General features: G+C 64.6%; 24 protein-coding genes. 16 read left to right on the forward strand and 8 right to left on the reverse strand.

Going from position 1 to position 24,819, the window contains the following annotated elements; genetic code table 11:
- The first annotated feature begins 23 nt into the window (after window positions 1-23).
- The gene (locus IGS58_RS13075; protein WP_230521637.1) at window positions 24-920 is read left to right on the forward strand and encodes a LysR family transcriptional regulator; all 897 of its coding nucleotides are present in this window, start codon (window positions 24-26) and stop codon (window positions 918-920) included.
- A gap of 2 nt (window positions 921-922) precedes the next feature.
- Here the strand turns inward: IGS58_RS13075 and IGS58_RS13080 are convergent, their stop codons facing one another.
- On the reverse strand, window positions 923-1,492 hold the full coding sequence (locus IGS58_RS13080) for an XRE family transcriptional regulator (RefSeq protein WP_034787437.1): 570 nt from the start codon (window positions 1,490-1,492) through the stop codon (window positions 923-925).
- Between the two features lie 80 nt (window positions 1,493-1,572).
- On the opposite strand from IGS58_RS13080, the gene IGS58_RS13085 reads away from it, so the two are divergent.
- Complete coding sequence (locus IGS58_RS13085) at window positions 1,573-2,103, forward strand: GNAT family N-acetyltransferase (RefSeq protein WP_070254422.1); 531 nt, start codon at window positions 1,573-1,575, stop codon at window positions 2,101-2,103.
- Window positions 2,104-2,130: 27 nt separating this feature from the next.
- Here the strand turns inward: IGS58_RS13085 and IGS58_RS13090 are convergent, their stop codons facing one another.
- The 3 genes from IGS58_RS13090 to IGS58_RS13100 form a co-directional block, all read right to left on the reverse strand.
- Window positions 2,131-3,315: a low temperature requirement protein A gene (locus IGS58_RS13090; protein ID WP_370452837.1), complete on the reverse strand. Its 1,185-nt coding sequence runs from the start codon at window positions 3,313-3,315 to the stop codon at window positions 2,131-2,133.
- 55 nt (window positions 3,316-3,370) lie between these two features.
- On the reverse strand, window positions 3,371-4,321 hold the full coding sequence (locus IGS58_RS13095; RefSeq protein WP_230521638.1) for a 2-hydroxyacid dehydrogenase: 951 nt from the start codon (window positions 4,319-4,321) through the stop codon (window positions 3,371-3,373).
- 112 nt (window positions 4,322-4,433) lie between these two features.
- Window positions 4,434-5,111 (reverse strand): hypothetical protein, encoded by a 678-nt coding sequence (locus tag IGS58_RS13100; RefSeq protein WP_230521639.1) that lies wholly within the window; start codon window positions 5,109-5,111, stop codon window positions 4,434-4,436.
- A gap of 233 nt (window positions 5,112-5,344) precedes the next feature.
- On the opposite strand from IGS58_RS13100, the gene IGS58_RS13105 reads away from it, so the two are divergent.
- The 9 genes from IGS58_RS13105 (at window position 5,345) to IGS58_RS13145 (ending at window position 16,027) form a co-directional block, all read left to right on the forward strand.
- Window positions 5,345-7,552, forward strand: coding sequence for a TonB-dependent receptor (locus IGS58_RS13105; RefSeq protein WP_230521640.1), 2,208 nt, complete (start codon window positions 5,345-5,347; stop codon window positions 7,550-7,552).
- A 98-nt stretch (window positions 7,553-7,650) separates the two neighbouring features.
- Window positions 7,651-8,526, forward strand: coding sequence for a hypothetical protein (locus IGS58_RS13110; RefSeq protein WP_230521641.1), 876 nt, complete (start codon window positions 7,651-7,653; stop codon window positions 8,524-8,526).
- Window positions 8,527-8,593: 67 nt separating this feature from the next.
- On the forward strand, window positions 8,594-9,751 hold the full coding sequence (locus IGS58_RS29185; protein ID WP_115057490.1) for a sensor histidine kinase: 1,158 nt from the start codon (window positions 8,594-8,596) through the stop codon (window positions 9,749-9,751).
- A 128-nt stretch (window positions 9,752-9,879) separates the two neighbouring features.
- Window positions 9,880-11,334, forward strand: coding sequence for a circularly permuted type 2 ATP-grasp protein (locus IGS58_RS13120; RefSeq protein WP_230521642.1), 1,455 nt, complete (start codon window positions 9,880-9,882; stop codon window positions 11,332-11,334).
- Entirely contained in the window at window positions 11,328-12,272 is a 945-nt protein-coding gene (locus tag IGS58_RS13125; protein ID WP_034787425.1) for an alpha-E domain-containing protein, read from the forward strand. Before IGS58_RS13120 ends, IGS58_RS13125 begins: the two co-directional genes overlap by 7 nt.
- Window positions 12,272-13,081, forward strand: coding sequence for a transglutaminase family protein (locus tag IGS58_RS13130; RefSeq protein WP_230521643.1), 810 nt, complete (start codon window positions 12,272-12,274; stop codon window positions 13,079-13,081). Before IGS58_RS13125 ends, IGS58_RS13130 begins: the two co-directional genes overlap by 1 nt.
- A 90-nt stretch (window positions 13,082-13,171) precedes the next feature.
- Window positions 13,172-14,050 (forward strand): peptidase, encoded by an 879-nt coding sequence (locus IGS58_RS13135; RefSeq protein WP_230521644.1) that lies wholly within the window; start codon window positions 13,172-13,174, stop codon window positions 14,048-14,050.
- 107 nt (window positions 14,051-14,157) lie between these two features.
- Window positions 14,158-15,498 carry an alpha/beta hydrolase gene (locus IGS58_RS13140; RefSeq protein ID WP_230521645.1) on the forward strand — a complete coding sequence of 447 codons (1,341 nt, stop codon included), beginning with the start codon at window positions 14,158-14,160 and terminating at the stop codon, window positions 15,496-15,498.
- Window positions 15,499-15,601: 103 nt separating this feature from the next.
- A complete protein-coding gene (locus IGS58_RS13145; protein WP_034787417.1) occupies window positions 15,602-16,027 on the forward strand; it encodes a Fur family transcriptional regulator in 426 nt (141 codons plus the stop codon).
- A gap of 12 nt (window positions 16,028-16,039) precedes the next feature.
- Here the strand turns inward: IGS58_RS13145 and IGS58_RS13150 are convergent, their stop codons facing one another.
- From IGS58_RS13150 to zigA, 4 genes are read right to left on the reverse strand one after another with little or no spacing between them, the layout of a single operon-like run.
- Window positions 16,040-16,558: a GNAT family N-acetyltransferase gene (locus tag IGS58_RS13150; RefSeq protein ID WP_230521646.1), complete on the reverse strand. Its 519-nt coding sequence runs from the start codon at window positions 16,556-16,558 to the stop codon at window positions 16,040-16,042.
- 44 nt (window positions 16,559-16,602) lie between these two features.
- Complete coding sequence (locus IGS58_RS13155; protein ID WP_230521647.1) at window positions 16,603-17,391, reverse strand: HoxN/HupN/NixA family nickel/cobalt transporter; 789 nt, start codon at window positions 17,389-17,391, stop codon at window positions 16,603-16,605.
- On the reverse strand, window positions 17,388-18,416 hold the full coding sequence (locus IGS58_RS13160; RefSeq protein WP_230521648.1) for a CobW family GTP-binding protein: 1,029 nt from the start codon (window positions 18,414-18,416) through the stop codon (window positions 17,388-17,390). Before IGS58_RS13160 ends, IGS58_RS13155 begins: the two co-directional genes overlap by 4 nt.
- 18 nt (window positions 18,417-18,434) lie before the next feature.
- A complete protein-coding gene (gene zigA / locus IGS58_RS13165) occupies window positions 18,435-19,661 on the reverse strand; it encodes a zinc metallochaperone GTPase ZigA (protein ID WP_230521649.1) in 1,227 nt (408 codons plus the stop codon).
- A gap of 140 nt (window positions 19,662-19,801) precedes the next feature.
- Between zigA and IGS58_RS13170 the strand changes: the two genes are divergently transcribed.
- The 5 genes from IGS58_RS13170 to IGS58_RS13190 all read left to right on the forward strand — a co-directional run bounded on the left by IGS58_RS13170 (window position 19,802) and on the right by IGS58_RS13190 (window position 24,767).
- Window positions 19,802-20,458: an ABC transporter ATP-binding protein gene (locus IGS58_RS13170; protein WP_230521650.1), complete on the forward strand. Its 657-nt coding sequence runs from the start codon at window positions 19,802-19,804 to the stop codon at window positions 20,456-20,458.
- The gene (locus IGS58_RS13175) at window positions 20,455-21,651 is read left to right on the forward strand and encodes an FtsX-like permease family protein (RefSeq protein WP_230521651.1); all 1,197 of its coding nucleotides are present in this window, start codon (window positions 20,455-20,457) and stop codon (window positions 21,649-21,651) included. Before IGS58_RS13170 ends, IGS58_RS13175 begins: the two co-directional genes overlap by 4 nt.
- 10 nt (window positions 21,652-21,661) lie before the next feature.
- On the forward strand, window positions 21,662-22,129 hold the full coding sequence (locus IGS58_RS13180; RefSeq protein ID WP_070254407.1) for a DUF3299 domain-containing protein: 468 nt from the start codon (window positions 21,662-21,664) through the stop codon (window positions 22,127-22,129).
- Window positions 22,126-22,581, forward strand: coding sequence for a TlpA family protein disulfide reductase (locus IGS58_RS13185; RefSeq protein ID WP_230521652.1), 456 nt, complete (start codon window positions 22,126-22,128; stop codon window positions 22,579-22,581). The genes IGS58_RS13180 and IGS58_RS13185 overlap by 4 nt, the downstream gene beginning before the upstream one ends.
- An 83-nt stretch (window positions 22,582-22,664) precedes the next feature.
- Window positions 22,665-24,767, forward strand: a complete 2,103-nt coding sequence (locus IGS58_RS13190; protein WP_230521653.1) for a bifunctional 2',3'-cyclic-nucleotide 2'-phosphodiesterase/3'-nucleotidase — start codon at window positions 22,665-22,667, stop codon at window positions 24,765-24,767.
- Window positions 24,768-24,819 lie beyond the last annotated feature (52 nt).

Raw genomic sequence — 24,819 nt, forward strand, 5'->3', positions numbered from 1 at the left:
GACAAGCGGCTTATAATTTACCCATGGTGAATACAGACAAAGACATGGAACTGCGGCATTTCCGCTGCGTGCTGGCCGTCGCGCACAGCCTGCACTTCGCGCGGGCCGCCGCAGAACTGGGCATCTCGCCGCCCGCGCTGACCAAGCAGGTGCAGGAAACGGAACAGCTGCTGGGTACGCGGCTGTTCCAGCGCAGCAAGCGCGCCGTGGCGCTGACGGCCGCCGGGGAATTGTTCGTCACCGAGGCCGCGCGCGCGCTGGCGCAGCTGGCGCAGGCGCAGGAAGTGGCGCGGCGCGCGGGACGGGGCGAACTGGGACGCCTGGAAATCGGCTATGTCGCATCAGCAGCTTACTCAGGCGTGCTGCAAGACCAGTTTGCCCGCTTTCGCGCCAGCCACCCGGGCATCCACATCGGTGCGCGCGAATACGCGATGGATGCCCTGCCCGGCTTGCTGGACCAGGGCCGCGTCGACCTGGCCTTCGTGCGCCCGCCCCTGCACTTGCCGGACGGACTGGACAGCGTGGTCTTGCTGCGCGACCGCTTCGTGCTGGCCGTGCAGGCCGACAGCCCATTGGCCCTGTTGGATGTGGCGGTGCCAGCCGCGCTGGCGCAGCAGGCATTCATCGTGCCGGAACAGGAATTGGGAACATTGGAAGCGAGCCGGCGCGGCGGTTTTGCGGCGCAGGTGGTATCGCGCCCCGGCAGTCTGGTGGCCGTGCTGACGGAAGTGTCGCTGGGCGTCGGTTGCGCCATCGTGCCCCACTCGGTGATGGCCAGCGTGCAATTGCCCGGCGTGGTCTTCCGCGAGCTGCAAGGGCCGCAGATCAGCTCGGAAATCGCCGTGGCCTTCCGCCGCCACGAACAGGCGCCCGCCGCGCGCGCCTTCATTGCCCAGCTGCGCGCCGCGGCGCTGGCTTGACTTCAGCTATTCTTCAATACGGCCACGGCATAGGTGCAGGCGGTGGCCGTTTCATTGCTGAACACGCAGTCGGCCGGCGGCCCCAGTTCCAGGCAGTCGCCCTCGTCCAGCACATGGCGGGTCTCCCCTTCGAGGAAGACGAGGCTGCCGCTGAGCGACCAGATCAGCTGGCGCCGCGCCACATAGGCGGCGGCCGGCATGGCCACCACGGCGCCCGGCGGCAAGCTAATGTGCACGAGGTCGAGCGGCATGTCGGACGCGGGCGACACGTGCCGCCGCACATAGCCGCTCTGCGGGTCGATCCACACGGGTTGTTCAGCCTTGCGCAGCAAGCGCCCCGCACGCATCTCGGCGCGGGCGATCAGTTCGGACATGCTCAGCTCGAAGGCGCCCGACAGCCGCGCCAGCAAGGTGGCCGTGGGGCTGCAGTCGCCCCGCTCCACCTTGTGCACCATCGCGCGCGATACGCCCGAGCGGGCCGCCAGTTCCGTCAGCGACCAGCCCAGGTTTTCCCGCTCGAGGCGTACCCTGGCGCCGATGCGCTGGTTCAATTCGTCTGGTTTAGTGGACATAATCAGGATTTATTGGACAAAAGCGTGGGCGGCAATCTATGATTTGTCCATTATAGTAGATGCCTAGCAAGGAGAGCAACATGCAGATACGCGATGCCCATGCGGGCGACATCGAGGCCATCACGGCCATCTACAACGATGCCGTCAGCCATACCCTGGCCATCTGGAATGAACGGACGGTCGATGCGGCCAACCGCGCCGCCTGGCTGGCCGACCGCCAGCGGGCCGGCTATCCGGTGCTCGTCGCCATCGATGCGGAAGGAAATGTCGCTGGCTACGCCGCGTTTGGCGACTGGCGCCCGTTCGAGGGTTTTCGCCATACGGTCGAGCATTCCGTGTATGTGCGCGCCGATCGCCGCGGCGCCGGGGTCGGCAAGGCCTTGATGGTGGAATTGATCGCGCGGGCGCGCGGCCTGGGCAAGCACGTGATGGTGGCGGGCATCGAGGCTGGCAATGCCGGCTCGATCGCCCTGCACAAGCAGCTGGGCTTCGAGGAAGTGGGCTTGATGCGCCAGGTGGGCACCAAGTTCGGCGCCTGGCTGGACTTGGCGTTCCTGCAGCTGCAGCTCGATGCGCGCAGCGATCCGGACGGCATCACGCCGCCCGGTTGAGGTTAAACCGACGTCAGAGATCGCGCATCAAAGATCGATCTCCGGTGGCGGACGGCGCAGCGCCATATGTTCCCACACGGCCACCAATACCAGCACGCAGCTGGTGATGCAGGCCAGGGTCAGGGGCGCATACAGCCGTCCATACGCCATCGGGATCAGCGCCAGGATGATCAAGATGCCCAGCAGATGCGACAGCGGCGGCGCGGCGCGCTCGCTGCTGACCCATTTGAACAGCGCATTGCCCAGCAAATACAGGATCGGGCCGCCCAGCAAGGCGCTGATGCCGGCGAAGCTCGCCTCGTCCGGATGCACGAGGGCCAGCTCATCGGCCACGGCGGAAACGATCACGCCGCCGACGATCAGCACGTGGATATACGTGTAAGCCTTGCGGGCGATGCGGCCAGGGTCTTTCGAGTGGGCGATGCGGTGGTGACCCGCCTCGGCGCCCGTGTCGAAGTAGATCCACCACATGGCGATGCTGCCGACCAGGGCCGACAGGAAGCCCAGCCAATTGCTGGCCGTCCATTCCAGGCCGGCGAAGGTGGCGCCCGTCACCAGCAGCGATTCACCGAGGGCGATGATGACGAACAGGCCGCAGCGTTCGGCCATGTGGCCGCCATCGACATCCCAGTCGGCCGTCGTCGAGCGGCCCAGGCCCGGCAGGCCGAACTGCATCCAGGGGCCGGCCAGGTCGATCGCCAGTGCCAGCACCCACCAGAAGATGCGCTGCTCGGGCGACGCGACGCCGCCGGCGATCCAGAAGATACCGGACAACACGGCCCACAGGGCGATGCGCTGGAAATTGCGGCGGCGCGACAGCGCTTCATGGCGCACGGCCCACCAGGCGAACAGGGGACGCCCCACCTGCATGGCGACGTAGGCGCCCGCGAATGCCAGACCCCGCGTGCCGAACGCCTCGGGGATCGAAGCGGACATGATCAGGCCGCCCAGCATCAGCGCAAACAGGCTGATGCGCACGGGAATGCGCTCGGGGTCGAGCCAGTTGGTGATCCACGACGTGAAAATCCACACCCACCAGACGGCCATCAGCAGCAGTCCCGTCTGCAGCCAGCCCATGGCGCTCAGGTGCGCCAGCAAGCCGTGCGACAGTTGCGTCACGGCAAACACGAACACGAGATCGAAGAACAGCTCGATCATGCCCACCTTGCCGCTGTCCTGCCCGCCGCGCGTGCGCAACAGCGATTTTGTCAATTCCATAGCTACTCTTTCATTCATGCTTGATTAAAACGGTTCATCCCGGGCGTTATCATTTTACTGGCGTCAATAGCGGCAAACCGGCAAAGTGCGCGGCCAGGTTATCGACCACCAGTTGCCCCATCGCATGGCGCGTTTCCACGGTCAGGCTGCCCACGTGCGGCGTCAGCGCCACGTTCGGCAAGGCGCGCAAGGCGGCAGGCACCCTCGGCTCGTCGGCAAATACGTCGAGGCCGGCCGCGCCCAGGTGGCCATCCTGCAAGGCGGCGATCAGGGCTTCTTCATCGATGAGGGCGCCACGGGCGATATTGATCAGGGTGCCTTGCGGTCCCAACGCGTCGAGCACGGCGCGGTCGATGATCTTGCGCGTGGCCGGGGTGCCCGGCGCGCAGACGATCAGGTAATCGCTTTCCTGCGCCAGGGCCAGCAGGGATTGCGCGCGCGGCACACTGGTGCCGGCAATGGCGCGCGGCTGGAAGTAGCGCACGTGGATGCCGAAGGCGGCCAGGCGCAGCGCGATGGCTTGGCCGATCTGGCCGAAACCGAAGATGCCGGCCGTCTTGCCGCGCAGGCTGGACGCGGGGGCGATGGCTTCGCGGCGTTCCCAGCCACCATCGCGCACGAATCGGTCGAGTGCCACGATGTGCCGCGCGCTGGCCAGCAGCAAGGCCAGCGCCACGTCGGCCACGTCATCGGTCAGCACGTTCGGCGTGGTGGTGACGGCGATGCCGCGCTCGCGCGCCAGGTCGAGCGCCACGCCATCGAGGCCGACGCCATTGACGGCGACGATTTCCAGCGTTGGCAGCAAGGCCATGTCGGTGGCGTTCAAGCCCAGCGCGCCCGTCGTGACAACGGCGCGGATGGACGGCGCCCGTTCGGCCAGCCAGGCGTGGCGCTCGTCCGCCGGCACTTGCCAGGCGTGGTGGCAGGTATATTGCTGTTCCAGCTGCGCGTTGACGGCAGCCGAAGGGCTGGGAGCGAGGATGAGGAGTTCGGGGAGCATGGGCGTCCTGGGTCGTGTCACATGAATTGCAGACGCAACTTAGCATATTTGACGCCCTACCGGGGATGACTGCCCCGCAATCGCCGTGATAACCCTGTGCCGAATGCGGTCTTTAGCCTGGGCAAGGCACGCGTTTCACCTTGCCGCCCGTCCTGGCCGGGTCGGCGCCAGAGCCGGGATTCTCGGCCATGCCAAAGCACGTGGCGCCGCCGGCACTGACGACGCGCGTGGCGGGCCGGCCATCGGCCGTGAGGAATTCCTCCACGCGGATGACGGGGCCGCCGCGCCAGGCGGAGGCGACCAGCTTCTGGAAAGTGCTTTCGCTCTTCAGGCCGGCAGAGGCCAGCCATGGCTGGTCTTGCTTGAGCTCGCTACGCAGGGCCTTGTCGGCGGCGCCCGCGGCCAGCCGGGCGCGCGTGCGCAAGTCTGCCGTCGAGGGGGCCGTGGCCGGCACGGCGGGAAGTTCTTCGGCCGGTACGGTGATGGCTTCCACTATGACGGGAGATGGTTCGAGGATGGCGGACGGCGCGGCGGGCGGCGCCGTTGCGCGCGCGCGCGGCACAGGCATGGGCATCGGCACGGCCATCGGCGGCGCCTGCTGCATGGGACGGGGCGGCAGCAAGGTCATGAAAGCCACTTCCGTGTATTGCTTGAGTTGCCGCGGCGGCAGGAGCAGGAAATACAGGCCCAGCACGTGCATGGCCAGGATCAGCGCGACGGCCGCGCCTTTCAGGCTCAAGCCCTGCCGCATGCGCAGGGAGGCGGACTGTAGATGGCGGTGCAATGACATGCGGTTTCCTGTGGGCGCCGGGCGCGATGGCCCATTCTAGCGAAACTTGGATATGCGCATTAATAAATCCACAAGGTATCGCCTGGCGCGCCTTTTTCCGCCAGATTCCAGTGCCCTGGCATGCCGGGTGTTGTACAAATGGCGACATTTTTATCACTTTCTCACACTTTTCCACGCAGCGCGCCACGCTGGAATATAATGATAATCATTCTCATTAATATCCAAACAACACCATGCGCACCTTCCACCTCGTCCCTACCCCGTTCGCCCTGGCCGCTTTCCTGCTGGCCAGCGCCGCCGCCCAAGCCCAAACCGCTCCCGCCACAACGGCCGGCGACGCGCAAAGCATGCCGACGGTGGTGGTCAATGCGTCCGCCGATGCGTCGGCGGAAGGCTTGTCGAAGGCGTATGCGGGCGGCCAGGTGGCGCGCGGCGGGCGCATGGGCATTCTTGGCGCCGTGGACATGATGGATTCGCCATTCGGCAGCACCAGTTACACGCAGCAATTCATTGCCGACCAACAAGCGCGCAGCGTGGGCGATCTGCTGCAGAGCGATCCGGCCGTGCGCATGTCGCGCGGCTATGGCAATTTCCAGGAAGTGTATGTGATCCGCGGCTTCGCCCTCGATTCGGACGATGTGGCGTATAACGGCCTGTACGGCGTTCTGCCCCGTCAATATGTGTCGCCGGAACTGCTCGAGCGCGTGGAAGTGTTCCGCGGCGCCAGCGCCTTCCTGAACGGCGCGGCGCCTGGCGGCAGCGGCATCGGCGGCGCCATCAACCTGATGCCCAAGCGCGCCGGCAACACGCCGCTGACGGAATTGACGGTGGGCGTGGAATCGGGTGGCCACGCCTATGCGGCCATCGACGTGGCGCGCCGCTTTGGCGCGAACCAGGAATTCGGCGTGCGCGTCAACGCCGCCAAGCGCCAGGGCGAGACCAGCATCAAGCGCGAAGACCACGACGTGGGCATGTTCTCGCTGGGCCTCGACTACCGCGGCCGCGGCTATCGCCTGTCGGCCGATGCCGGCTACCAGAACTTCAACCTGACATCGCCGCGCCCGTCCATCGCCATTGGCAGCGTGGCCGTGCTGCCATCCGCACCCGATGCCTCGAAGAACTTTGCCCAGCCATGGAGCTATTCGAAGGAGCACGATGTGTTCGGCACGGCGCGCGCCGAAGTGGACCTGGCCAAGGATGTCGTGGCCTGGGCCGCATTTGGCTCCCGTTCGACCAGGGAAGCCAACAGCCTGGCCGAGCCGTCGTTGACCTCGATCAATGGCGACGCCACGGTGTCGCGCTTCGACAATGCCCGCAAGCAGGAAATCCGCACGGGCGAACTGGGCATTCGCGGCAAGCTCGTTACGGGCGCCGTCAAGCACACCCTGGTGGCCAGCTGGTCCGGGCACTGGAATGAAGCGAAGAACGCCTATGCAATCGGCGACAAGTTTGCCACCAACATTTACGCGCCGGTCAGCGTGACCCCGCCGCCAACGCCCTACACGGGCGGCATCATGAGCGACCCGCGCATCACCCAGAAAACCATCCTCAACAGCTATGCCCTGGCCGACACCATGGCCTTCCTGGACGACAAGCTGCTGCTGACCGTGGGCTTGCGCCGCCAGCAGATCAAGGATGCCGGCTACGACTACAACACCTCGGTGCTGCAAGGCAAGGCCTATGACGAGAGCGCCACGACGCCCGTGGCTGGCATCGTCTTCAAGGCGAACCAGAACGTGTCGCTGTACGCCAACTACATCGAAGCACTGGTCAAGGGCCCGGCGGCCACGGGAACGTACGTGGAAAACGGCCAGCAGCTCAACGTCGACAACATGGGCGACGTGTTTGCGCCGTACAAATCGAAGCAAAAGGAAATCGGCGTCAAGTATGACGGCGGCAAGCTGGGCATGAGCGCCGCCCTGTTCAGCACGGCCAAACCGTTGCTGGCCGTGGTCGGCAAGCGGGCCGAACTCGATGGCGAGCAGCGCAACCGTGGCCTGGAACTGTCGATTTTCGGCACACCGATGCAGGGCGTGCGCCTGCTGGGCGGCTTGACCTGGCTCGATGCAAAGCTCAGCAATACTGACGTGGCCGCGAATAATGGCAAGAAACCCATCGGCGCACCGGAAACGCAGATGAGCGTGGGCGGCGAATGGGACGTGCCGGGCGCGCCAGGCTTGACCCTGAATGCCCGCACCATCTACACCTCGACGCAGTATGCGGACCAGGCCAACACCAAGCAACTGCCATCGTGGACCCGCCTCGACATCGGCGCGCGCTACCTGACCCAGGTGGCGGGCCGTGACGTGACCTTGCGCGCCCGCGTGGACAACGTGACGGACCGCAATTACTGGTCCTCGGCCGTGTCGTCCTTCAACATCGGCTCGCTGGTGCTGGCCGCGCCGCGCACCGTGGTCGTCTCGGCCAGCGTGGCGTTTTAAAGACCGGGCACCTGTCGCACCACGAAAAGCTGCCCTCGGGCAGCTTTTTTTCCGCGTGCGCGCCTGTGCCGCAAGCCGCGTTTCGGCGACAATGCCGCATGAAACGACTCCCTGCCCTGCTGCTTTTGCTTTGCCTGTCCCTGCCTGCCGCGGCCCAGAAGCAAGCCGCCTGTCCATATGCCGCCTGGAAAAGCGGCTTCAAGGGTGATGCGCGGGCGCAAGCCACGTGCTTGCTGCGTCCCGTGAAACTGTATGCGCGCCTGGGCGACAGTGCGCCGCTGCCGGACTTCCTTGCCGATCGCATCGGCCAGCGCACGGGCATCGCCCCGGCCCGGTTGCGCGCCTGGCTGGCCGGGCAAGGCATCGCCGAAGCGGACGTGGGCGGCGCCGTCGACGCGCCATTATCGCGCGCCGTCGGCCGGCTGGCCGCGCCCATGGCCCGCTATTTCGTCATCCACGACACCAGCTACCCGAATTTCCTGGCCGAACCCATTCCCCCGCACATCAACGATGCCGGCTGGGATTTCAACGACTTCAGCTTGCGCAATCCGGCGCTGGGCGGCGGGCCGAAAGGCCATGTCTACGTGAACCGACTCGGCGTTTCCTTGGCCGTGCGCGACTTTGGCACGGCAAGCTACGCCAGCAAGCTGGAAAAGGACAAGCCTTCGCTGACGGGCCTGTTCCTGCACGTGGAACTGGTGCAGCCGCGCAACTCCGTGCCCGGCGGCGGCAAGGGCAACGATGGCCTGGCGCCCGATCCCGGTTTTACGCCGGCGCAATACGAGCGGCTGGCCCTGCTGTATGTCGCCGCCAGCGTGCGCAGGGGCACGTGGCTGATCCCCGCCTTCCACGCCGTGCTCGATACGGGTTTTGCGAACGGTCATGATGATCCGCAGAACTTTTCCCTGGCCGAGTGGTCAGCCTCGCTTTCCCGCCTCGATGCGGCCCTGCGGCCGGCCGATACTGGACAATAAGGCGTTTCCCTGGCGGCTGAATTGGCGCATACTATCGCAAGCATAGTCATTGCCGTCAGGAGTCCAGGTGAGTATTGCCACGGATCATCACGCGGGTCGCCAGACCAGCGCACGCCAGCCGTTGCAGCGCGCGCAGCGCATCTTTGCCATGCGCGACGCCGTCCTCAGCGCCTGGGAACAGCGCGTGCGCGCCAAGGTGCGCGGCGCCGACCAGTTGCTCACGCCCATACTCATCAATACCTTGCCCGCCTTTTTCGACAACCTGGCCGAAGCCCTCACCCCGGGCCACCCGCGCGAAAACGCCGCCAGCAACAGCAACGTGCCCGCCGTGCATGGCAATGAACGGGCGCGCATGACCAATTACGGCCCGGAACAGGTCATCCAGGAATACCAGATCTTCCGCGACTGCTTCGCCGCCACAGCGCATGAGTCCGGCATCACCCTGCGCAGCAAAGATTGGCAGGTGATCAATGTGTCGATCGACTCGGGCATCCGCGAATCGATACGCGAATTTACCAGCATGCATGAAAGTTTCCGGCGCCGCATCGCGGCCGGCCTGTCGCACGACATGCGCAATCCCCTGGCCGTGATCAGCACCAGCGCCCAGCTGCTGCTGCGGCCAGCCGACCCGGAACGGGTGACATTGCTGGCGCACAAGATTGTCGAGCACAGCAAGCGGCTCGACAGCATGATCGAGGAATTGCTCGATGGCCTCAGCTACCACCAGGGCCAGCAGTTGCCACTGGTGCTGAGCCAGTTCGACGTGCTGCCGCTGGTGCACGCCGTGGCCAGCCAGATCAACTTGCAGCGGCCGGGCAAATGCCAGGTCAGCGGGCAATCCGTCATCGGCTGGTGGTGCGAGAACTCGCTGCGGCGCGCACTGGAAAACCTGCTCGGCAATGCGCTCAAGTATGGCGACGACGCGCCTATCAGCGTGCACGTGGAAGCGACCCACGAACGCCTGATCGTCACCGTCCACAATAGCGGGCGGCCCATCGCGCCGGAACAGGCCGAACGCATCTTCGACTACCTGCGCCGCGAGAACGACAGCCCCGCGCCAGGCTGGGGCATCGGCCTGCCCTTCGTGCAGAGCGTGGCGGAAAGCCACGGCGGCAGCATCGCCGTCGACAGCGCGGCCGAAACGGGCACCAGCTTCATCTTCGACGTGCCCGTCGATTGCCGCCCCTTCGTCCAGCCCGCCGACGTCCCCAAGAGTGACGCCTAGCGCACCGAATTGGTGCAAACAATGGCGCGACGCCACAAAAGTGGTCATATTTACACCTGTTCACGTCCGCCTTGTTGGCACGCTTCCTGCTGAGCTATGCGTAGACACGGCTCAAGGGAAATCACAACATGGCAAATTTTTTCAATGAAATGACTGCAAATGAAGTGGGTACGGACAGCAAGGTACGTGAACACTATCGTGAATTCAGCAACTGGCTGGAGCAGCAATCCCCCGAGACCATCGCCCGCAAGCGGGCCGAGGCCGACCTGACGTTCCGCCGGGTCGGCATCACGTTCGCCGTGTACGGCGACGATGCCGGCACGGAACGCCTGATTCCGTTCGACACCATCCCGCGCATCATCCCCGCCGCCGAATGGGCACAGATGCAGACGGGCCTGGTGCAGCGCGTGCAAGCCTTGAACATGTTCATCCATGATATTTATCATGAGCAAAACATCATCAAGGCCGGCATCATTCCCGCCGAGCAAATCTACAAGAATGCCCAGTACCGCCCGGAAATGCAGGGAATTTCTGTCGCCTCCGACATCTACGCCCACATCGCCGGCGTCGACATCGTGCGCGCCGGCCAGGGCGAATTCTATGTGCTGGAAGACAATCTGCGGGTGCCGTCCGGCGTGTCCTACATGCTGGAAGACCGCAAGATGATGATGCGCTTGTTCCCGGAACTGTTCGCCCGCAACCGCATCGCCCCCGTCGACCATTACCCGGACATGCTGCTCGACAACCTGCGTTCCGTCGCGCCGATGGGCGTCGATGACCCGACAGTTGTCGTCATGACGCCCGGCATGTACAACTCCGCCTACTTCGAGCATGCGTTTCTGGCCCAGCAAATGGGCGTGGAGCTGGTCGAGGGCAAGGATCTGTTTGTCAATGACAATTCCGTGTACATGCGCACCACGCGCGGGCCCAAGCGCGTCGACGTGATCTACCGCCGGGTCGACGACGATTTCCTCGATCCGCTGGCCTTCCGCTCCGATTCCTCGCTGGGCGTGCCGGGCCTGCTGTCCGTCTACCGCGCCGGAAGAGTCACGCTGGCGAACGCCATCGGCACGGGCGTGGCCGACGACAAGTCGATCTACCCTTTTGTTCCCGACATGATCAAGTTTTATTTGTCGCAGGAACCGATACTCAACAACGTGCCCACCTACCAGTGCCGCAAGAGCGCCGATTTGTCGTACGTGCTGGCGAACCTGGCGAAACTGGTGGTCAAGGAAGTGCATGGCGCGGGCGGCTACGGCATGCTGGTGGGGCCGGCGTCCAGCCTGGCGCAGATCGAGGATTTCCGCCAGCGCCTGCTGGCCAATCCGGGCGGCTACATCGCCCAGCCCACGCTCGCCCTGTCCGCCTGTCCCACGCATGTCGAGGCCGGCATTGCGCCGCGCCACATCGATTTGCGCCCGTTCGTGCTGTCCGGCAAGACGATTTCCATGGTGCCCGGCGGCCTGACCCGCGTGGCGCTGGGCGAAGGCTCGCTGGTGGTCAACTCCTCGCAAGGGGGCGGCACCAAGGATACCTGGGTACTGGAACCAACATCCGTGTTTACAGGAGAAAAAGCATGCTGAGCCGCACCGCCGATCATTTGTTCTGGATGGCTCGCTACACGGAGCGGGCGGAAAACACGGCGCGCATGCTCGACGTCAACATGCAAACATCGATGCTGCCGCAGTCCGAGCAGGATGCGGAACAGGGCTGGCGCGCCACCCTGGGTATTTCCGAGCTGCAAAGCGCGTACGACCACAAATATGGCCGCTTCCACACGCGCGACGTGCTCGACTTCATGGTGCGCGATCCGAACAACCCGTCGTCCATCCTCGCCTGCCTGACGGGGGCGCGCGAAAACGCCCGCGCCGTGCGGGGCACCCTGACGACGGAAGTGTGGGAAATCCAGAACGCCACCTGGCTCGACATGCAGAAGCGCCTGAAAAGCAATCTGCTGGAAACGGACCCCAGCCAGTTCTTCGAATGGGTCAAATACCGCTCGCACCTGTCGCGCGGCGTGACCCTGGGCACCATGCTCAAGGACGAGGCCATCCATTTCATCCGCCTGGGCACCTTCCTCGAGCGGGCCGACAACACGGCGCGCATCCTCGACGTGAAGTTCCACGGCGCGCGCGACACGTCGAAAGACATCACCCAGCGCGATTTTTACTACTGGGCGGCGCTGCTGCGCTCCGTGTCCGGCTTTGAAATCTACCGCAAGGTCTACCGCGACGTCATCACCCCGGCGCGGGTGGCGGAATTGCTGATGCTGCGCGGCGACATGCCCAGGTCGCTCTTGGCCTGCATGGATGACGTGGTGGAAAATCTCAAGCATATCCGCAACGATGTGTCGGCCGATACGGAGCGTTTCGCTGGCAAACTGCATGCGGAGCTGAAATTCGGCCATATCGACGACATCATGAAGGCGGGCTTGCACCATACATTGACGGAATTTCTGGAAAACATCTATGACCTGGGCAACCGGGTCAGCCGCGACTTCCTCGTTCCCTTGGCGGCCTGATGCAGCTCACCATCCGCCACGAAACCCATTACGCCTACAGTGCGCCGCTGGCCTACACCATCCAGCAGCTGCACCTGACGCCGCGTATCGAGCCGCAGCAGCGGGCCCTGTCCTGGCAAATCACGACGCCAGGCCAGTGCCACGCCTACACGGATGCCTACGGCAATCTGTCGCACATGCTGACGATCAGCGGCAGCCATCATTCCCTGAGCCTGGTGGCGCATGGCGTGGTGGAAACCATCTACCCGCACAAGGGACGGCTGAACCTGGTCGATACCTTGTCGCCGCTGCTGTTTACCATGCCGACACCGCTGACGCAGGCCAATCCCGCCATCCTCGAGCTATGCGCCGCCAGCCTGCCGGACCGGCGCGTGACGGCGGGCACGGGCCACTTGCTGCGCCTGGCCGAGCACATCGTCGGCAAGGTGGCCTATGAAAGCGGCGCCACCATGGTCACCACCACGGCCGGCGACGCGCTGGCGCTGGGACGCGGCGTGTGCCAGGACCACGCCCATCTGTTCCTCGCCTGCTGCCACGCCTGGGGCATCCCGGCCCGCTATGTCTCCGGCTATATCGACCCGGGCACGACGGGCCACGCGGCCAGCCATGCCTGGGTCGACGCCTGGACGGAAGACACGGATTTCGCGGGCTGGGTCAGCATCGATGTCACGCATGCGCGCCTGATGACGGATGCGTATTGCCGCCTGGCCATCGGACGCGACTACGATTCGGCGGCCCCCGTGCGCGGCGTGCGCCAGGGTGGCGGCACAGAAACCTTGCGGGTCGATGTGCACATCGTTCCCGTATAACTGGCAGGAATGAGGCGGGCCGGGCCTTGCCAGCAGGTGGCACGGTCCGGCTGGTGTAAAATACTCCCCCTTTTGACTTGATTTACGACGATGACTTATTGCATAGGCATGCGCCTGAACGAAGGCCTGGTCTTCCTGTCCGACTCCCGCACGAATGCCGGCGTGGACCAGGTGGGCACCTTCCGCAAGATGAGCGTGTTCGAGAACCCGGGCGACCGCATGCTGGTCCTGATGACGGCCGGCAACCTGTCGATCTCGCAGGCGATCCGCCAGATCGTTTCCGAACACGTGGATGCGGATGGACGCAGCATCTGGAACGTGGCCAGCATGTACGATGCGGCGCGCATCGTGGGCGAAGCCGTGCGCACCGTGCACCTGCGCGAAGCGAAGGCCCTGGCCGACTGCGGCATCGATTTCAATGTCAGCATCATTTTAGGCGGCCAGATTCAAGCGGAGCGCTGCCGGCTGTTCCAGGTGTATTCGGCCGGCAATTTCATCGAATCGCACGATGAAAACACGTATTTCCAGATCGGTGAAGCCAAGTATGGCAAGCCCATCATCGACCGGGTCATCAACCCGTTCACGCGCCTGGACGAGGCGGCCAAGTGCGCCCTCATTTCCATGGATTCCACCCTGCGTTCGAACATTTCCGTCGGCTTGCCGCTCGATCTGCTCGTCTACGAGACAGGCAGCCTGGCCGTCACGCGCTTCGTCACCATCGATGAAAAGAACCAGTATTTCCGCATGATCCGCGACACCTGGGGCGAGCAATTGAAACATGTGTTCGAAGGCATCGTCGATCCCGTGTGGAATGCGGCGCCGGAGACCACCACGAATGTGCTGTCGTCCAGCAACATGCACAGCAAGCCCGTGCGCGTGGCCATCCCCGAGCACGTGAGCCGCGGCGGCCTGACGGTGGCGCCCCTGCAATCGCTGGCGCAGCAGTTCAGCGACGACAAGCAGCATTGACCGTAGCCGCGCCCGCTGCATGGGGCGCTGGACAAATCGCTTTTCGCGTGCTTTTATGGCAATATGGATTGACATTCGATCCATATTGAACGAAAGGCAGGTAGCGCATGGACTTGATTACTTCCGCTGTCGTGGCAGCCATCGGGCATGGCGCGCCCGGCCACGCTCCTGAAGCCGTCGCCAGCCACTATGCGCGGCTCAAGCAGGCCATCGCCAAGTTCGACAGCGCCGCCGCCATCCTGGCCGCCATCGCCGCGCTGGAAGCCGACCCTGCCGATGCCCGGCTGCAACTGGCCCTGTCGGCCGCCCTGTCCAGCGCGAAAGTGCCCGATGACATGGAAACCCTGTTTGCCGCGCAAGGCTTGCTCGATGCGCTGCAGCGACCCATTCCCCAGGTCCCCGACGTGGAAGCCGTGCCCGACCCGGCCGATAAAACTGCCGTCATCTCGAATTATGCGGTGCTAAAGGTGTATTTCGCCACGGACCGCCAGCGCGACGTGGGCAAGCCGCCGGCCCAGCGCTTCAGCGGCGAACGCAACATCATGGGCGGCAATGGCCCGCTCAGCTATGGCAGCTGCGACATCAGCATCCCCCGCGACCATCGCATGGGCCAGCTGGAATCGCCGTCGCTGTGGCGCCTGGAGTTTCGCGACGACCCGGCCAAGCACGTGGTGCTGCTGTCGGCCGAGGTGCAAGACCGCGACAACTTCTTTGCCGCCTTGAAGACCCAGATCCGCGCCTCGGCCGGCAAGAGCGCCTTTATCTTCGTGCATGGCTATAACGTGAGTTTCGAGGATGCGGCGCGGCGCACGGGACAGATGGCCTACGACCTGGGCTTTGACGGCGCGCCCGTGTTCTACAGCTGGCCGTCGCGCGGCGAGGTGGCCGGCTACACCATCGATGAAAACAATATCGAGTGGAGCACGCCTCACCTCACCAGCTTCCTGGCCGACTTTCTCGCGAGCACGGAGGCGGCGCAAGTGTATCTGGTCGGACACAGCATGGGCAGCCGCGGCCTGGCGCGTGCCGTGGCCGACTTGCTGGCCGCGCAGCCGCAGCTGGCGCAAAAGATTACGGAAATCATCCTGTCCGCGCCCGATATCGACGCCGCCATCTTCAAGCACGATATCGCGCCGAAACTGGCCGCCGCGCGCAACCCCGTCACCTTGTATGCCTCGTCGCAAGACCTGGCCCTGGCCGCTTCGAAAGCCGTGCACGGCTACCGGCGGGCGGGCGACAGCGGCGCCGGCATGCTGATCGTGGCGGGCGTGGAAACCATCGATGCCAGCGGGGTCGACACGAGCTTCATGAAACACGCGTATTTCGCGGAAAAGCGCTCCGCCCTGTCCGATATGTTCTATCTGATACGCAACCATGCGCGCGCCGACCAGCGCTTTCTCGACCCCGTCGATACGGTGGCCGGCCGCTATTGGACGTTCAAACCATGACGCCGTTCCATCCGGTGCGGCACGCATGCTAAGATACGGCCCAGAGGGTGGCAACGGGCACGGCGATGACGCCGCCAGCCGATCCCCCGCAAGCAGGCCTATCATGTTGACATCATCTTCTACACCGCAAGCCGAATCGCTGATCCGCAACACCAACGCCCGCGTCACCAAGACGCGCGTGAAGGTGCTCGACTTTTTAATGGCGCAAAGCCGTTCGCTGACCCACCATGAAATCCAGCAGGCGCTGTCGCAGGACAGCGATATCGATTCCGTCACCCTGTACCGGGTATTGGAATGGCTGACGGAAAATGAACTGGTGCACCGCATCGCCGGTGCCGACCAGGTGTGGCGCTTCAGCGCGGGCGCAGGCCACCAGGCGCACGAGCACGCGCACTTCCAGTGCACCAAATGCGCGAACGTCACCTGCTTCAATGAAGTCAAGCTGCCCCCGCCCGTGCTGTTGCCGGAAGGTTTCAGCGGCGGCGAAGTCGATTACCTGATCAAGGGGCTGTGCCCGCGCTGCAAGTAATCGGCAGCAGCATTACCTGATCAATAAAGCCAGGTGATGCTCGTCGTAAAACAAGTCGCCCACGCGCATCGAGCGCGGTTCCGTGCCGTACGCGATAAATCCCAGCGATTCATACAGGCGCAAGGCGGCATTGTTTTCCGCATTCACGCTCAAGTGCACTTGCATGACGGCAGGATCCGTCCCGGCCTGCTCGATGCAGGCGTTCACGAGACGCCGCGCCACGCCCTTTCCCCGCTGCGCCACATCGACGAACACGCCCCATAGCAAGGCCTTGTGCGACAGTTGCCGCATGGATTCGCGCCGCAAGCCGGCAAAGCCGACCAGGCGTTCGCCATCGAAGGCGCCAAACGCCCGGTGCAACGGGCCGCCGGCGATGCGCTGCGCGTGTTCTTCCGGCGTGCGCGCCAGTTCATCCTCGCGCGACGAGGAAAACGAGCTGGGCGAATCGAGGATGGCGCGCAGGCGCAGCGCGCAAAAGGCGGCGGTGTCGGCCGGCGTCAGCAGGCGAATGACGATTTCAGGTGCGGGCATGGTGGAATCCGGCAGTTTTTTTCCATTATACCCACGCCCCCGCCTCAGGCACGCACGCGGCGCAAACCCAGCAAGGTCCAGCCGTACAGGGCCGCCATCAGCAATACCATGGCCGCGCCCAGGGCCGCCGTCCAGCTTTCCGGCAGCGACCAGGCGGAATCGAGCTTGCCGGCAACCATGTAGGCGGCCATGGCCACGCAGATGGCGACGATGGGCCAGCCCAGGCGGCGCCGGAAGGCGCGCACGATAGCCGCCTGGCCGGTGCGCATGACTTTTGCCGTGACCCAGCCATCGAAGGTATCCGTCACGCCCATGCCCACGGCAAACACCAGCCCGGTCAGCAAGGCCGGCTGCATGCCGCCCAGCGCGACGGCCGCATAGCCCCAGGCGGCTGCCTGCAGGGCCGTGTCGAAGACCAGCGCGAACAGCATGCCGACGAGGATGGCGGCGAGTGGCCCGGATGCGCCCCGCAGCCAGCGTGGCAGCAGCCGCCCGCGCACCTCGGCCAGTTGCGCGCCGGCCAGCAAGCTGCGCGCATTCATGCCGGCGATGAGCAGCAGCAAGGCGATGGGCAGCCATTCCAGCCAGCCGAACAGGGTTGGCGATGGCGAAAATTGCTGCGATGCCACGGCGGCCACGGCCACGATGGCCAGCACGGTAACGCCATGCCCCAGCGCAAACAGCGCGCCCATCCACGGCGCCCAGCGCGGCGATGCGGCCTGGCTGCGCAGGGTCAGGCCATCGACGGCGGCCAGGTGGTCCGGTTCCAGCCCATGCCGCATGCCGAGCAGAAAGATCAACGCCAGGGCGGGCAAGCCCGCTTCCACGCTCATGCCGCCGCCCCGGCCATCACCTCGGCCATCATGCTGGCCGGGCTGGCGACGCCGGACACGCAACGGTCCAGGCCCCGCGTCAGCATATCCCGCGGCAAGTCGCGGCCGATAAAGATCATCTTGCTGGCGCGCGTCTCGCCGTCGCGCCACGGCGCGCCCAGTTCCGAGCCCATCAGCATGTGCACGCCCTGGAATACGGCCCGGCATGGCATATCGGCAACATACAAGATGCCCTTGTAGCGCATCAGCTGGGTGCCGAACAGCTGCACCACGGCATCAAGAAAATTTTCCACCTGCAGCAGATCCAGGGGCTGGGACTGATGGTAGACGAACGATTGCACGCCGTCGCCATGGCGGTGCCCCAGTTCTCCGAGGAAATCCGGCTCCAGCTCGACGATGGCGTTCAAGTTGAAACCACGGATGTTCAGGATATCGCGCAGCGGCACATTGCCAAAGCGCACTTTCTGGATGCTGGCCCGGCCATTGATGGCGATCAGCCGTTGCCGCAGCGCGGCCAGTGCGTCCTTGCTGACCAGGTCCGTCTTCGACAGCAGGATGCGGTCGGCAAAGCCCACCTGCTCCTGCGCTTCCTTGTGCGCCGTCAATTGCTGCTGCGCGTGGCGCGCGTCGACCACCGTCAATATGGCGTCGAGCATGTAGAATTCGCTGACGGACGGCTCCGCAAAGAAGGTTTGCGCCACGGGGCCGGGCGCGGCCAGGCCCGTCGTTTCGATGATCACGTGGTCGAAGGCGATGGTGCCGGATTCTCGTTTGGCGTGCAATTCCCCCAGGATGCGGATCAGGTCGCCGCGCACGCTGCAGCAGATGCAGCCATTGTTCATTTCCACGATCTGCTCGTCGCTGTCTTGCACCAGCAAGCCATGGTCGATGCTTTCGGCGGCGAATTCGTTTTCGATCACGGCGATGCGCACGCCGTGATCGCCCTGCAATATGCGCTTGAGCAAGGTGGTTTTCCCGCTGCCGAGAAAGCCCGTGATGATGGTAACGGGGATCAGTTCTGTCATATTCTTTCCTATCGATGGTTAATCTTCCAGTTCTTCCATGCGCTGCCATTGGGGAAACGGGTCGGGCAGCTTGCGCCAGGCGGCCATGCCCTGGCGCGTTTCCGTATAGTTGAGTTGACATTTCTTCAAGTCCGCCTCGATGGCGGCCTGGTCCATGTCCTGGCCGATGAAGACGAGCTCCTGGTAGCGGTCGCCATACGTTTCGCTCCAGCCCGCTTTGACTTCCGCCAGGGAGGCGGAGTCCGTGGGCCAGCGCTCCTTCGGCACGGAGGCCCACCACAGGCCCACGGGTTCGATATTCATCAGCTTGCCCGCGCCGGACAGGCTGGCCACCCATTCGGGACGGCTGGCCAGCCAGAAATAACCCTTGCTGCGCACCACGCCCTTGATCGGCTGGGCAATGTAGTCATGCAGGCGCTGCGCGTGGAACGGCTCCTTCGCCCGGTAGACGAAGCTGCTGATGCCATACGTTTCCGTCTCCGGCGTATGGCTGCCGGCCAATTCCTGGGCCCAGCCCGGCATGCTGGCCGCCTGCTCCAGGTCGAACAAGTTCGTGCCCAGGATGGCGTCCAGCGGCACGATGGACTGGTTGGTTTCGATGATGCGCGCGCCGGGATTGAGGGCTTTTAAAATGGCCAGCACGCGCAGGCGTTCGGCCGCATCGACCATGTCGACCTTGTTGAGGACGATGACATTGGCAAATTCGATCTGTTCCGTCAGCAAGTTGGCCAGCTGACGGTCGTCGCCCTCGCCCGCGATCTCGCCACGCTGCTCCAGGCTGTCTTCGCTATGGAAATCCGCCAGCAGGTTGGCGCAGTCCACGACGGTGACCATGCAGTCGATGCGCGCCACGTCATTCAGGCTGTCGCCGTGCTCGTCCTCGAAGTCAAAGGTGGCGGCCACGGGCATCGGCTCGCCCACGCCCGTCGATTCGATCAACAGATAGTCGAAGCGGTCTTCCGCGGCCAGGCGCCGCACTTCCTGCAACAGATCGTCGCGCAGGGTGCAGCAGATGCAGCCGTTGGACATTTCCACGAGTTTTTCTTCCGTGCGCGACAGGGCCGCGCCGGCCGCCGCGGCGCTGTCCTTGACGAGCGAGGCGTCGATATTGACTTCGCTCATGTCGTTGACGATGACGGCCACGCGCTTGCCTTCGCGGTTGCGCAGTATGTGGTTGAGCAAGGTGGTCTTGCCTGCGCCGAGAAAGCCGGACAGGACGGTGACGGGGAGTTTGCGCTGGGGCATGGGATTCCTTCGGATGGAGTCGATTGAGGGAGGCAATGGACGGTCGCATTTTAAATGCAAGTCGATTGCGTTTGAATTATAATGCAGCTCAGTTGCATTTGTGCAGCAATCTTTGCCAGCTAGCCACCCGAAAGAATTCCATGCTCCACCTCGCCTCCCTGACCTATGGCTATGATCCAGCCTGCCCCGTGCTCGATATCGCCGCCTTTCACTTGCCCGCCGGGCGCCACGCGCTGCTGCTGGGGCCGTCCGGCTCCGGCAAATCGACCTTGCTGCATTTGCTGGCCGGCATCCTGGCGCCCCAGGCCGGCCGCCTCGACGTGGCGGGAACGTCCCTGCCCGGCCTGACGCCACGCCAGCGCGACAGCTGGCGCGGCCGCGCCATCGGCTTGCTGCCGCAGCAACTGGCGCTGGTGCCCAGCTTGAACGTGCTCGACAATGTCTTGCTGCCTGCCTACGCCAGCGGCCAGCGGCCCGATCCGGCCCGCGCGGCCAGCTTGCTGGGCCAGCTGGGTCTGGCCAACAAGCTCGATGCCTACCCGCATGCCCTGAGCGGCGGTGAACGGCAACGGGCCGCCATCGCGCGCGCCGTCGTCATGCGCCCACGGCTGATCCTGGCCGACGAGCCGACGGACAACCTCGACGACGCCGCCTGCTCCGCCGTCGTCACCCTGATGGCCTGCCAGGCCGCGCAAGTTGGCGCCTCGCTGGTGATTGCCAGCCACGACGCCAGGGTGCTGGCCGCCCTGCCCGATGCTCTCGTGCTGCGCCTGCCCCGCGCCAGGGGTGCGGCATGAACGCGGCCACTCTGGCCTGGCGCGCCCTGCGCCACAAGCCGCTGGCGTCCAGCCTGAACCTGCTGCTGGTCGCCATCGGCATCGCCATGATGACCTTCATACTCGGCGTATCGAGCCAGCTGGAAGAGCACGCCGAACGCGATGCGCAAGGCATCGACCTGGTGGTGGGCGCGAAAGGCTCGCCCTTGCAGCTGATCCTGTCGTCCGTGTATCACGCCGATATTCCGACCGGTAACATTCCCGACGGCGCGCTGGCGGCGCTGGCCACGCAGCCGCTGGTGAAATCCGCGATCCCGCTCGCGCTGGGAGACAACTTCCACGGTTTCCGCATCGTCGGCAGCACGACGGCGCTGCTGGACCACTATGGCGCGCGCCTGGCGCAAGGAAAACTGTTTACGCAAGCCATGCAAGCCGTGTTCGGCGCCAGCGCCGCCCGCGACACGGGCGCCACCCTCGGCGCCAGCTTTGCCGGCTCGCACGGACTGGCGGCGGGCGGCGAAGTGCACGAACACGCGCCCTACACGGTGACGGGCATCCTGGCGCCCACGGGCACGGTGCTGGACCGGCTGATCCTCACGCCCGTCGCTTCCGTATGGCAAGTGCATGAAACGGACCCCGATGAGCAGCCAGCCGTGCCAGCGGCCGCGCCCGGGCGCGAACTGACTGCCGTGCTGGTGCAATACGCATCTCCCCTGGCCGCCATCAGCCTGCCCCGCTGGGTGAACAGTCAGGCCCGGCTGCAGGCGGCGCAACCCGCTTTCGAGGCGGCACGGCTGTTCAACCTGCTGGGCGTGGGCATCGATGTGCTGCGGGCGATTGCCGCCGGCGTACTGCTGGTGGCGGCCCTGTCGCTGTTCGTGGCGCTGTACGGCGCGCTGGAAGAGCGCAAGACCGACCTGGCCATCCTGCGCACCCTGGGCGCCTCGCCCGCCAAACTGCTGCGCTTGCTGCTGGCGCAAGGCTTGTTGCTGTCATTGACGGGCGCGGCGCTGGGCTGGCTGCTGGGCCATGCGGCCGTCGGCTTGCTGGGCTGGCTGGCATCGATGCAGGACCTGAACCTGCAAGCCTGGCGCATTGTCCCCGGCGAAGCGTGGCTGCCCGTCATCGCCGTGGCAGTGGGTTTGCTGGCCGCCGCCATTCCCGCCGCGCGCGCCTACCGCACCGATATCGCGGCCACCCTGGCGCGTCCCTGAAAGGAAAGACATGCTGAAAATCATGCTATTGGGTGCTGGACTGCTGCTGGCCGGCAGCGCCGCAGCGGCCCCCGCCGACGAGCCGCCGTCGTTCTTCGCCCCCTTGACGGACTTGCCCGGCGTCGTCTCGTGGAAATTGCTGGGTCAGGCCACCACGGTGAAGGCGAAAAAGGGCCGCATGGTGCCGAAATACACGCCGGAAATCAGCGCGCTCGACAATACTGACGTGAAAGTGCAAGGTTTCATGATGCCGCTGGAACCTGGCCAGAAGCAGAAACACTTCCTGCTGACCGTCACCTCGGCCAGCTGTCCCTTTTGCCTGCCGGCCGGCCCGGAAGGCGTGGTGGAAATCAAGAGCCGGACACCCGTGAAATTTAGCTATGCGCCCTTCATCGTGCAAGGCAAGCTGAAGGTACTGGCCAGCGATCCCATGGGCCTGTATTACCGCATGACGGACGCGGCCGTGGTGCCACAATGACACGCTGGCCGGCGTTATTGCTTTTGCTGGCCGGCCATGCAGCTGCCGCACCGCTGTCCTTCGACCTGCCCCGCCTGGATGCCGGTGGCAAGCTGCGCCTTGATCAATTCCACGGCCGGGCCGTGGTGCTGAATTTCTGGGCCAGCAATTGCCTGCCGTGCATCCAGGAGTTGCCGATATTCAACGCCCACGCCGCCAGCCAGCCGACACTCCCCGTCATCGGCATCGCCATCGACACGCGGGCGGCCGCGCAAGCGTTCCTGCGCAGCCACCCGGCCAGCTATCCCCAGGCCCTGGCCGCGCCCGCCTTGCTGCCCATCTTTGACAATCAAATCAATGGCTTGCCGTACACAGTGATTGTAAATTCTGAACATCGGATCTGCATCCGGCGCCTGGGCGCCATCGATGCGGCCTGGCTAGCCAAGGCCGTGGCCGCCTGCGCGCAGCCCTGATTCCATGCGCCTTGCACGGCTGTCATCGCCGCGTCATATGGCGGCGTTACAGTCGCGTCCTTTGAATCTCTCCGAGGGCGGTAATGAAAACAAATTGGGTCATGCTGGCGGCGCTGGCAAGTGTGGGTCTCGTTGCTTGCAACGGCAGTTCAAATACGCCGGCGGCACCGGCCATTCCCGAAGGCACGACGGTCACCGTGGCATTGCTGGAAACCACGGACATCCACTCGAATGTCCTCAGCTATAACTACTATGCGCTGGCGGAAGACACGAGCCTGGGCCTGGAACGCACGTCGACCCTGATCCAGGCGGCGCGCGCGGAAAATCCGAACAATGTGCTGCTCGACGATGGCGACGTCATCCAGGGCACCTTGCTGGCCGACCTGCAGGCCGTGGCGGCGCCCGTGCCTTGCAGCGGCACCTTGGCCGTGCACAAGGCCATGAACGCGCTGAAATACGATGCGGGCGGCATGGGCAACCATGAATTCAACTATGGCTTGCCCTACCTGAGCCAGATCACCAACACGGATTTCGGCATTCCCGGCGTGGCCAAGCCGACGGGCACGTGCGGCGCGCCAGCCTTCCCTTCCGTGCTGAGCAATGTCGTCGGCGTGTCCAGCGGCAAACCCATCTTCCAGCCCTACACCCTGCTGCCCCGCGATTTCGCCGCCACGGCGCCCGATGGCAGCAAGCTGACCGTGAAAATCAATGTGGGCGTGCTGAGCTTTGTTCCGCCGCAAATCCTCGAATGGGATCAAAAAGTGCTCGCTGGCAAAGTCAGCGTGACGGGCGTGCAGGAAGCGGCGAAACAATACGTGCCGGAATTGCGCAACAAGGGCGCCGACCTCGTCGTGGCCCTGTCGCATGGCGGCCTGGACACGAGCGCCTACAGCCCGAAGATGGAAAACGGCAGCTATCACCTGACCAGCACGGGCATCGATGCGCTGATGATCGGCCACTCGCACTTGATCTTCCCGAAAGGCAAGGAAGAAGGCGCGGCCGCCCTGGACGCCTCGTTTGCCGCCTTCCCCGCCAGCGCCAAGATCGACGCCGTCAACGGCTTTGTGAACGGCGTGCCCACCGTCATGGCGCAAAGCTGGGGTCGCCGCTTGGGCATCATCAAGCTGACGATGGCTTATCAGGGCGGCAAGTGGGTGGTGCAGCCGGCCAAGACGACGGTGGAATCGCGCGGCTTCAAGTACACGGATGGCAAGACCCTCGTGAAAGCCGACCCGGCCATCGCTCCTCTCGTGGCCACCGAGCACGCAGCCACCATCGCCTACGCCAAGCAGCCGCTGGGCATCAGCACGGATTTCGAGATGTCCGCCTATTTTGCGCTGGTGGGCGACGTGAGCGCCATCCAGCTGGTGAACCAGGCGCAGCTCGATTACGTGAAAAATTTCATTGCCACCAGCACGGATGCCACCTTGTCCAGCTACAAGAACATCCCCGTCATTTCCTGCAGCGCGCCATTCAAGGCAGGCCGCAACGGGCCGTCGGACTTCACGGACGTGGCCGCGGGCGCGTCCCCTGCCGCGCCGGTCGGCTTGCAAGTGCGCAATCCGGGCGACCTGTATTTGTATAGCAATAACAACCTGCAAGCCGTGAAGATCAAGGGGGCGGACTTGAAGGCGTGGCTGGAAACGTCGGCCAAACAATTCAACCAGATCGACCCAAGCGCCACGGCCGAACAGGACCTGGTGCCGTCGTATGGCACGATCTATAACTATGACGTGTTCTATGCGGAAAACAATGCGCTGACGTACCAGATCGACGTGACGAAAAAGCCGGGCAGCCGCATCGTCAACCTCACGTACAAGGGTGCGCCAGTGGCCGATGGCGATGACTTCATCGTCGCCACCAACGACTACCGCGCCGGTGGCGGCGGCGCCGTGCCTGGCATCGATGGCAGCAAGACCATCATCAAGTCGCCCGATGCGAACCAGGCCGTGGTGAGCAACTACCTGGCGTCGCTCAGTACCAAAGGCGGCAAGGTCACGCTGGCGGCCAATGGCAGCGCGCGCAGCTGGAGCTTCGTCAAGACGGCCACGGCCGGTCCCGTGATCCTGCGCTCGGCGCCGGGCCATCTGGCGCTGGCGCAAGGCAGCGGCATCAGCAACGTGGCGGCCGAAGGCGGCCTCGACGCCAGCGGCTTTGCCAAGTACCGCATCGACCTGAGCAAATAAGGTCCGAGGGCCGGAACAAGCGCAGTTCCGGCCTGTTTTGATGAAAGGTAAT

The organism is Janthinobacterium sp. EB271-G4-7A, from assembly GCF_020858075.1.
GTDB lineage: Bacteria > Pseudomonadota > Gammaproteobacteria > Burkholderiales > Burkholderiaceae_D > Janthinobacterium > Janthinobacterium lividum.

Excerpts from the sequence above, each read along its gene's own strand:
- IGS58_RS13095 (WP_230521638.1), bottom strand. The coding sequence starts at position 4,321 with ATGCTCCCCGAACTCCTCATCCTCGCTCCCAGCCCTTCGGCTGCCGTC.
- IGS58_RS13160 (WP_230521648.1), bottom strand. The coding sequence starts at position 18,416 with ATGACAGAACTGATCCCCGTTACCATCATCACGGGCTTTCTCGGCAGC.
- IGS58_RS13080 (WP_034787437.1), bottom strand. The coding sequence starts at position 1,492 with ATGTCCACTAAACCAGACGAATTGAACCAGCGCATCGGCGCCAGGGTA.
- IGS58_RS13140 (WP_230521645.1), top strand. The coding sequence starts at position 14,158 with ATGGACTTGATTACTTCCGCTGTCGTGGCAGCCATCGGGCATGGCGCG.
- IGS58_RS13155 (WP_230521647.1), bottom strand. The coding sequence starts at position 17,391 with ATGAGCGTGGAAGCGGGCTTGCCCGCCCTGGCGTTGATCTTTCTGCTC.
- IGS58_RS13130 (WP_230521643.1), top strand. The coding sequence starts at position 12,272 with ATGCAGCTCACCATCCGCCACGAAACCCATTACGCCTACAGTGCGCCG.
- IGS58_RS13190 (WP_230521653.1), top strand. The coding sequence starts at position 22,665 with ATGAAAACAAATTGGGTCATGCTGGCGGCGCTGGCAAGTGTGGGTCTC.
- IGS58_RS13135 (WP_230521644.1), top strand. The coding sequence starts at position 13,172 with ATGACTTATTGCATAGGCATGCGCCTGAACGAAGGCCTGGTCTTCCTG.
- IGS58_RS13180 (WP_070254407.1), top strand. The coding sequence starts at position 21,662 with ATGCTGAAAATCATGCTATTGGGTGCTGGACTGCTGCTGGCCGGCAGC.
- IGS58_RS13105 (WP_230521640.1), top strand. The coding sequence starts at position 5,345 with ATGCGCACCTTCCACCTCGTCCCTACCCCGTTCGCCCTGGCCGCTTTC.
- zigA (WP_230521649.1), bottom strand. The coding sequence starts at position 19,661 with ATGCCCCAGCGCAAACTCCCCGTCACCGTCCTGTCCGGCTTTCTCGGC.
- IGS58_RS13075 (WP_230521637.1), top strand. The coding sequence starts at position 24 with ATGGTGAATACAGACAAAGACATGGAACTGCGGCATTTCCGCTGCGTG.
- IGS58_RS13120 (WP_230521642.1), top strand. The coding sequence starts at position 9,880 with ATGGCAAATTTTTTCAATGAAATGACTGCAAATGAAGTGGGTACGGAC.
- IGS58_RS13125 (WP_034787425.1), top strand. The coding sequence starts at position 11,328 with ATGCTGAGCCGCACCGCCGATCATTTGTTCTGGATGGCTCGCTACACG.
- IGS58_RS13150 (WP_230521646.1), bottom strand. The coding sequence starts at position 16,558 with ATGCCCGCACCTGAAATCGTCATTCGCCTGCTGACGCCGGCCGACACC.
- IGS58_RS13085 (WP_070254422.1), top strand. The coding sequence starts at position 1,573 with ATGCAGATACGCGATGCCCATGCGGGCGACATCGAGGCCATCACGGCC.
- IGS58_RS13185 (WP_230521652.1), top strand. The coding sequence starts at position 22,126 with ATGACACGCTGGCCGGCGTTATTGCTTTTGCTGGCCGGCCATGCAGCT.
- IGS58_RS13145 (WP_034787417.1), top strand. The coding sequence starts at position 15,602 with ATGTTGACATCATCTTCTACACCGCAAGCCGAATCGCTGATCCGCAAC.
- IGS58_RS13175 (WP_230521651.1), top strand. The coding sequence starts at position 20,455 with ATGAACGCGGCCACTCTGGCCTGGCGCGCCCTGCGCCACAAGCCGCTG.
- IGS58_RS13110 (WP_230521641.1), top strand. The coding sequence starts at position 7,651 with ATGAAACGACTCCCTGCCCTGCTGCTTTTGCTTTGCCTGTCCCTGCCT.
- IGS58_RS13100 (WP_230521639.1), bottom strand. The coding sequence starts at position 5,111 with ATGTCATTGCACCGCCATCTACAGTCCGCCTCCCTGCGCATGCGGCAG.
- IGS58_RS13170 (WP_230521650.1), top strand. The coding sequence starts at position 19,802 with ATGCTCCACCTCGCCTCCCTGACCTATGGCTATGATCCAGCCTGCCCC.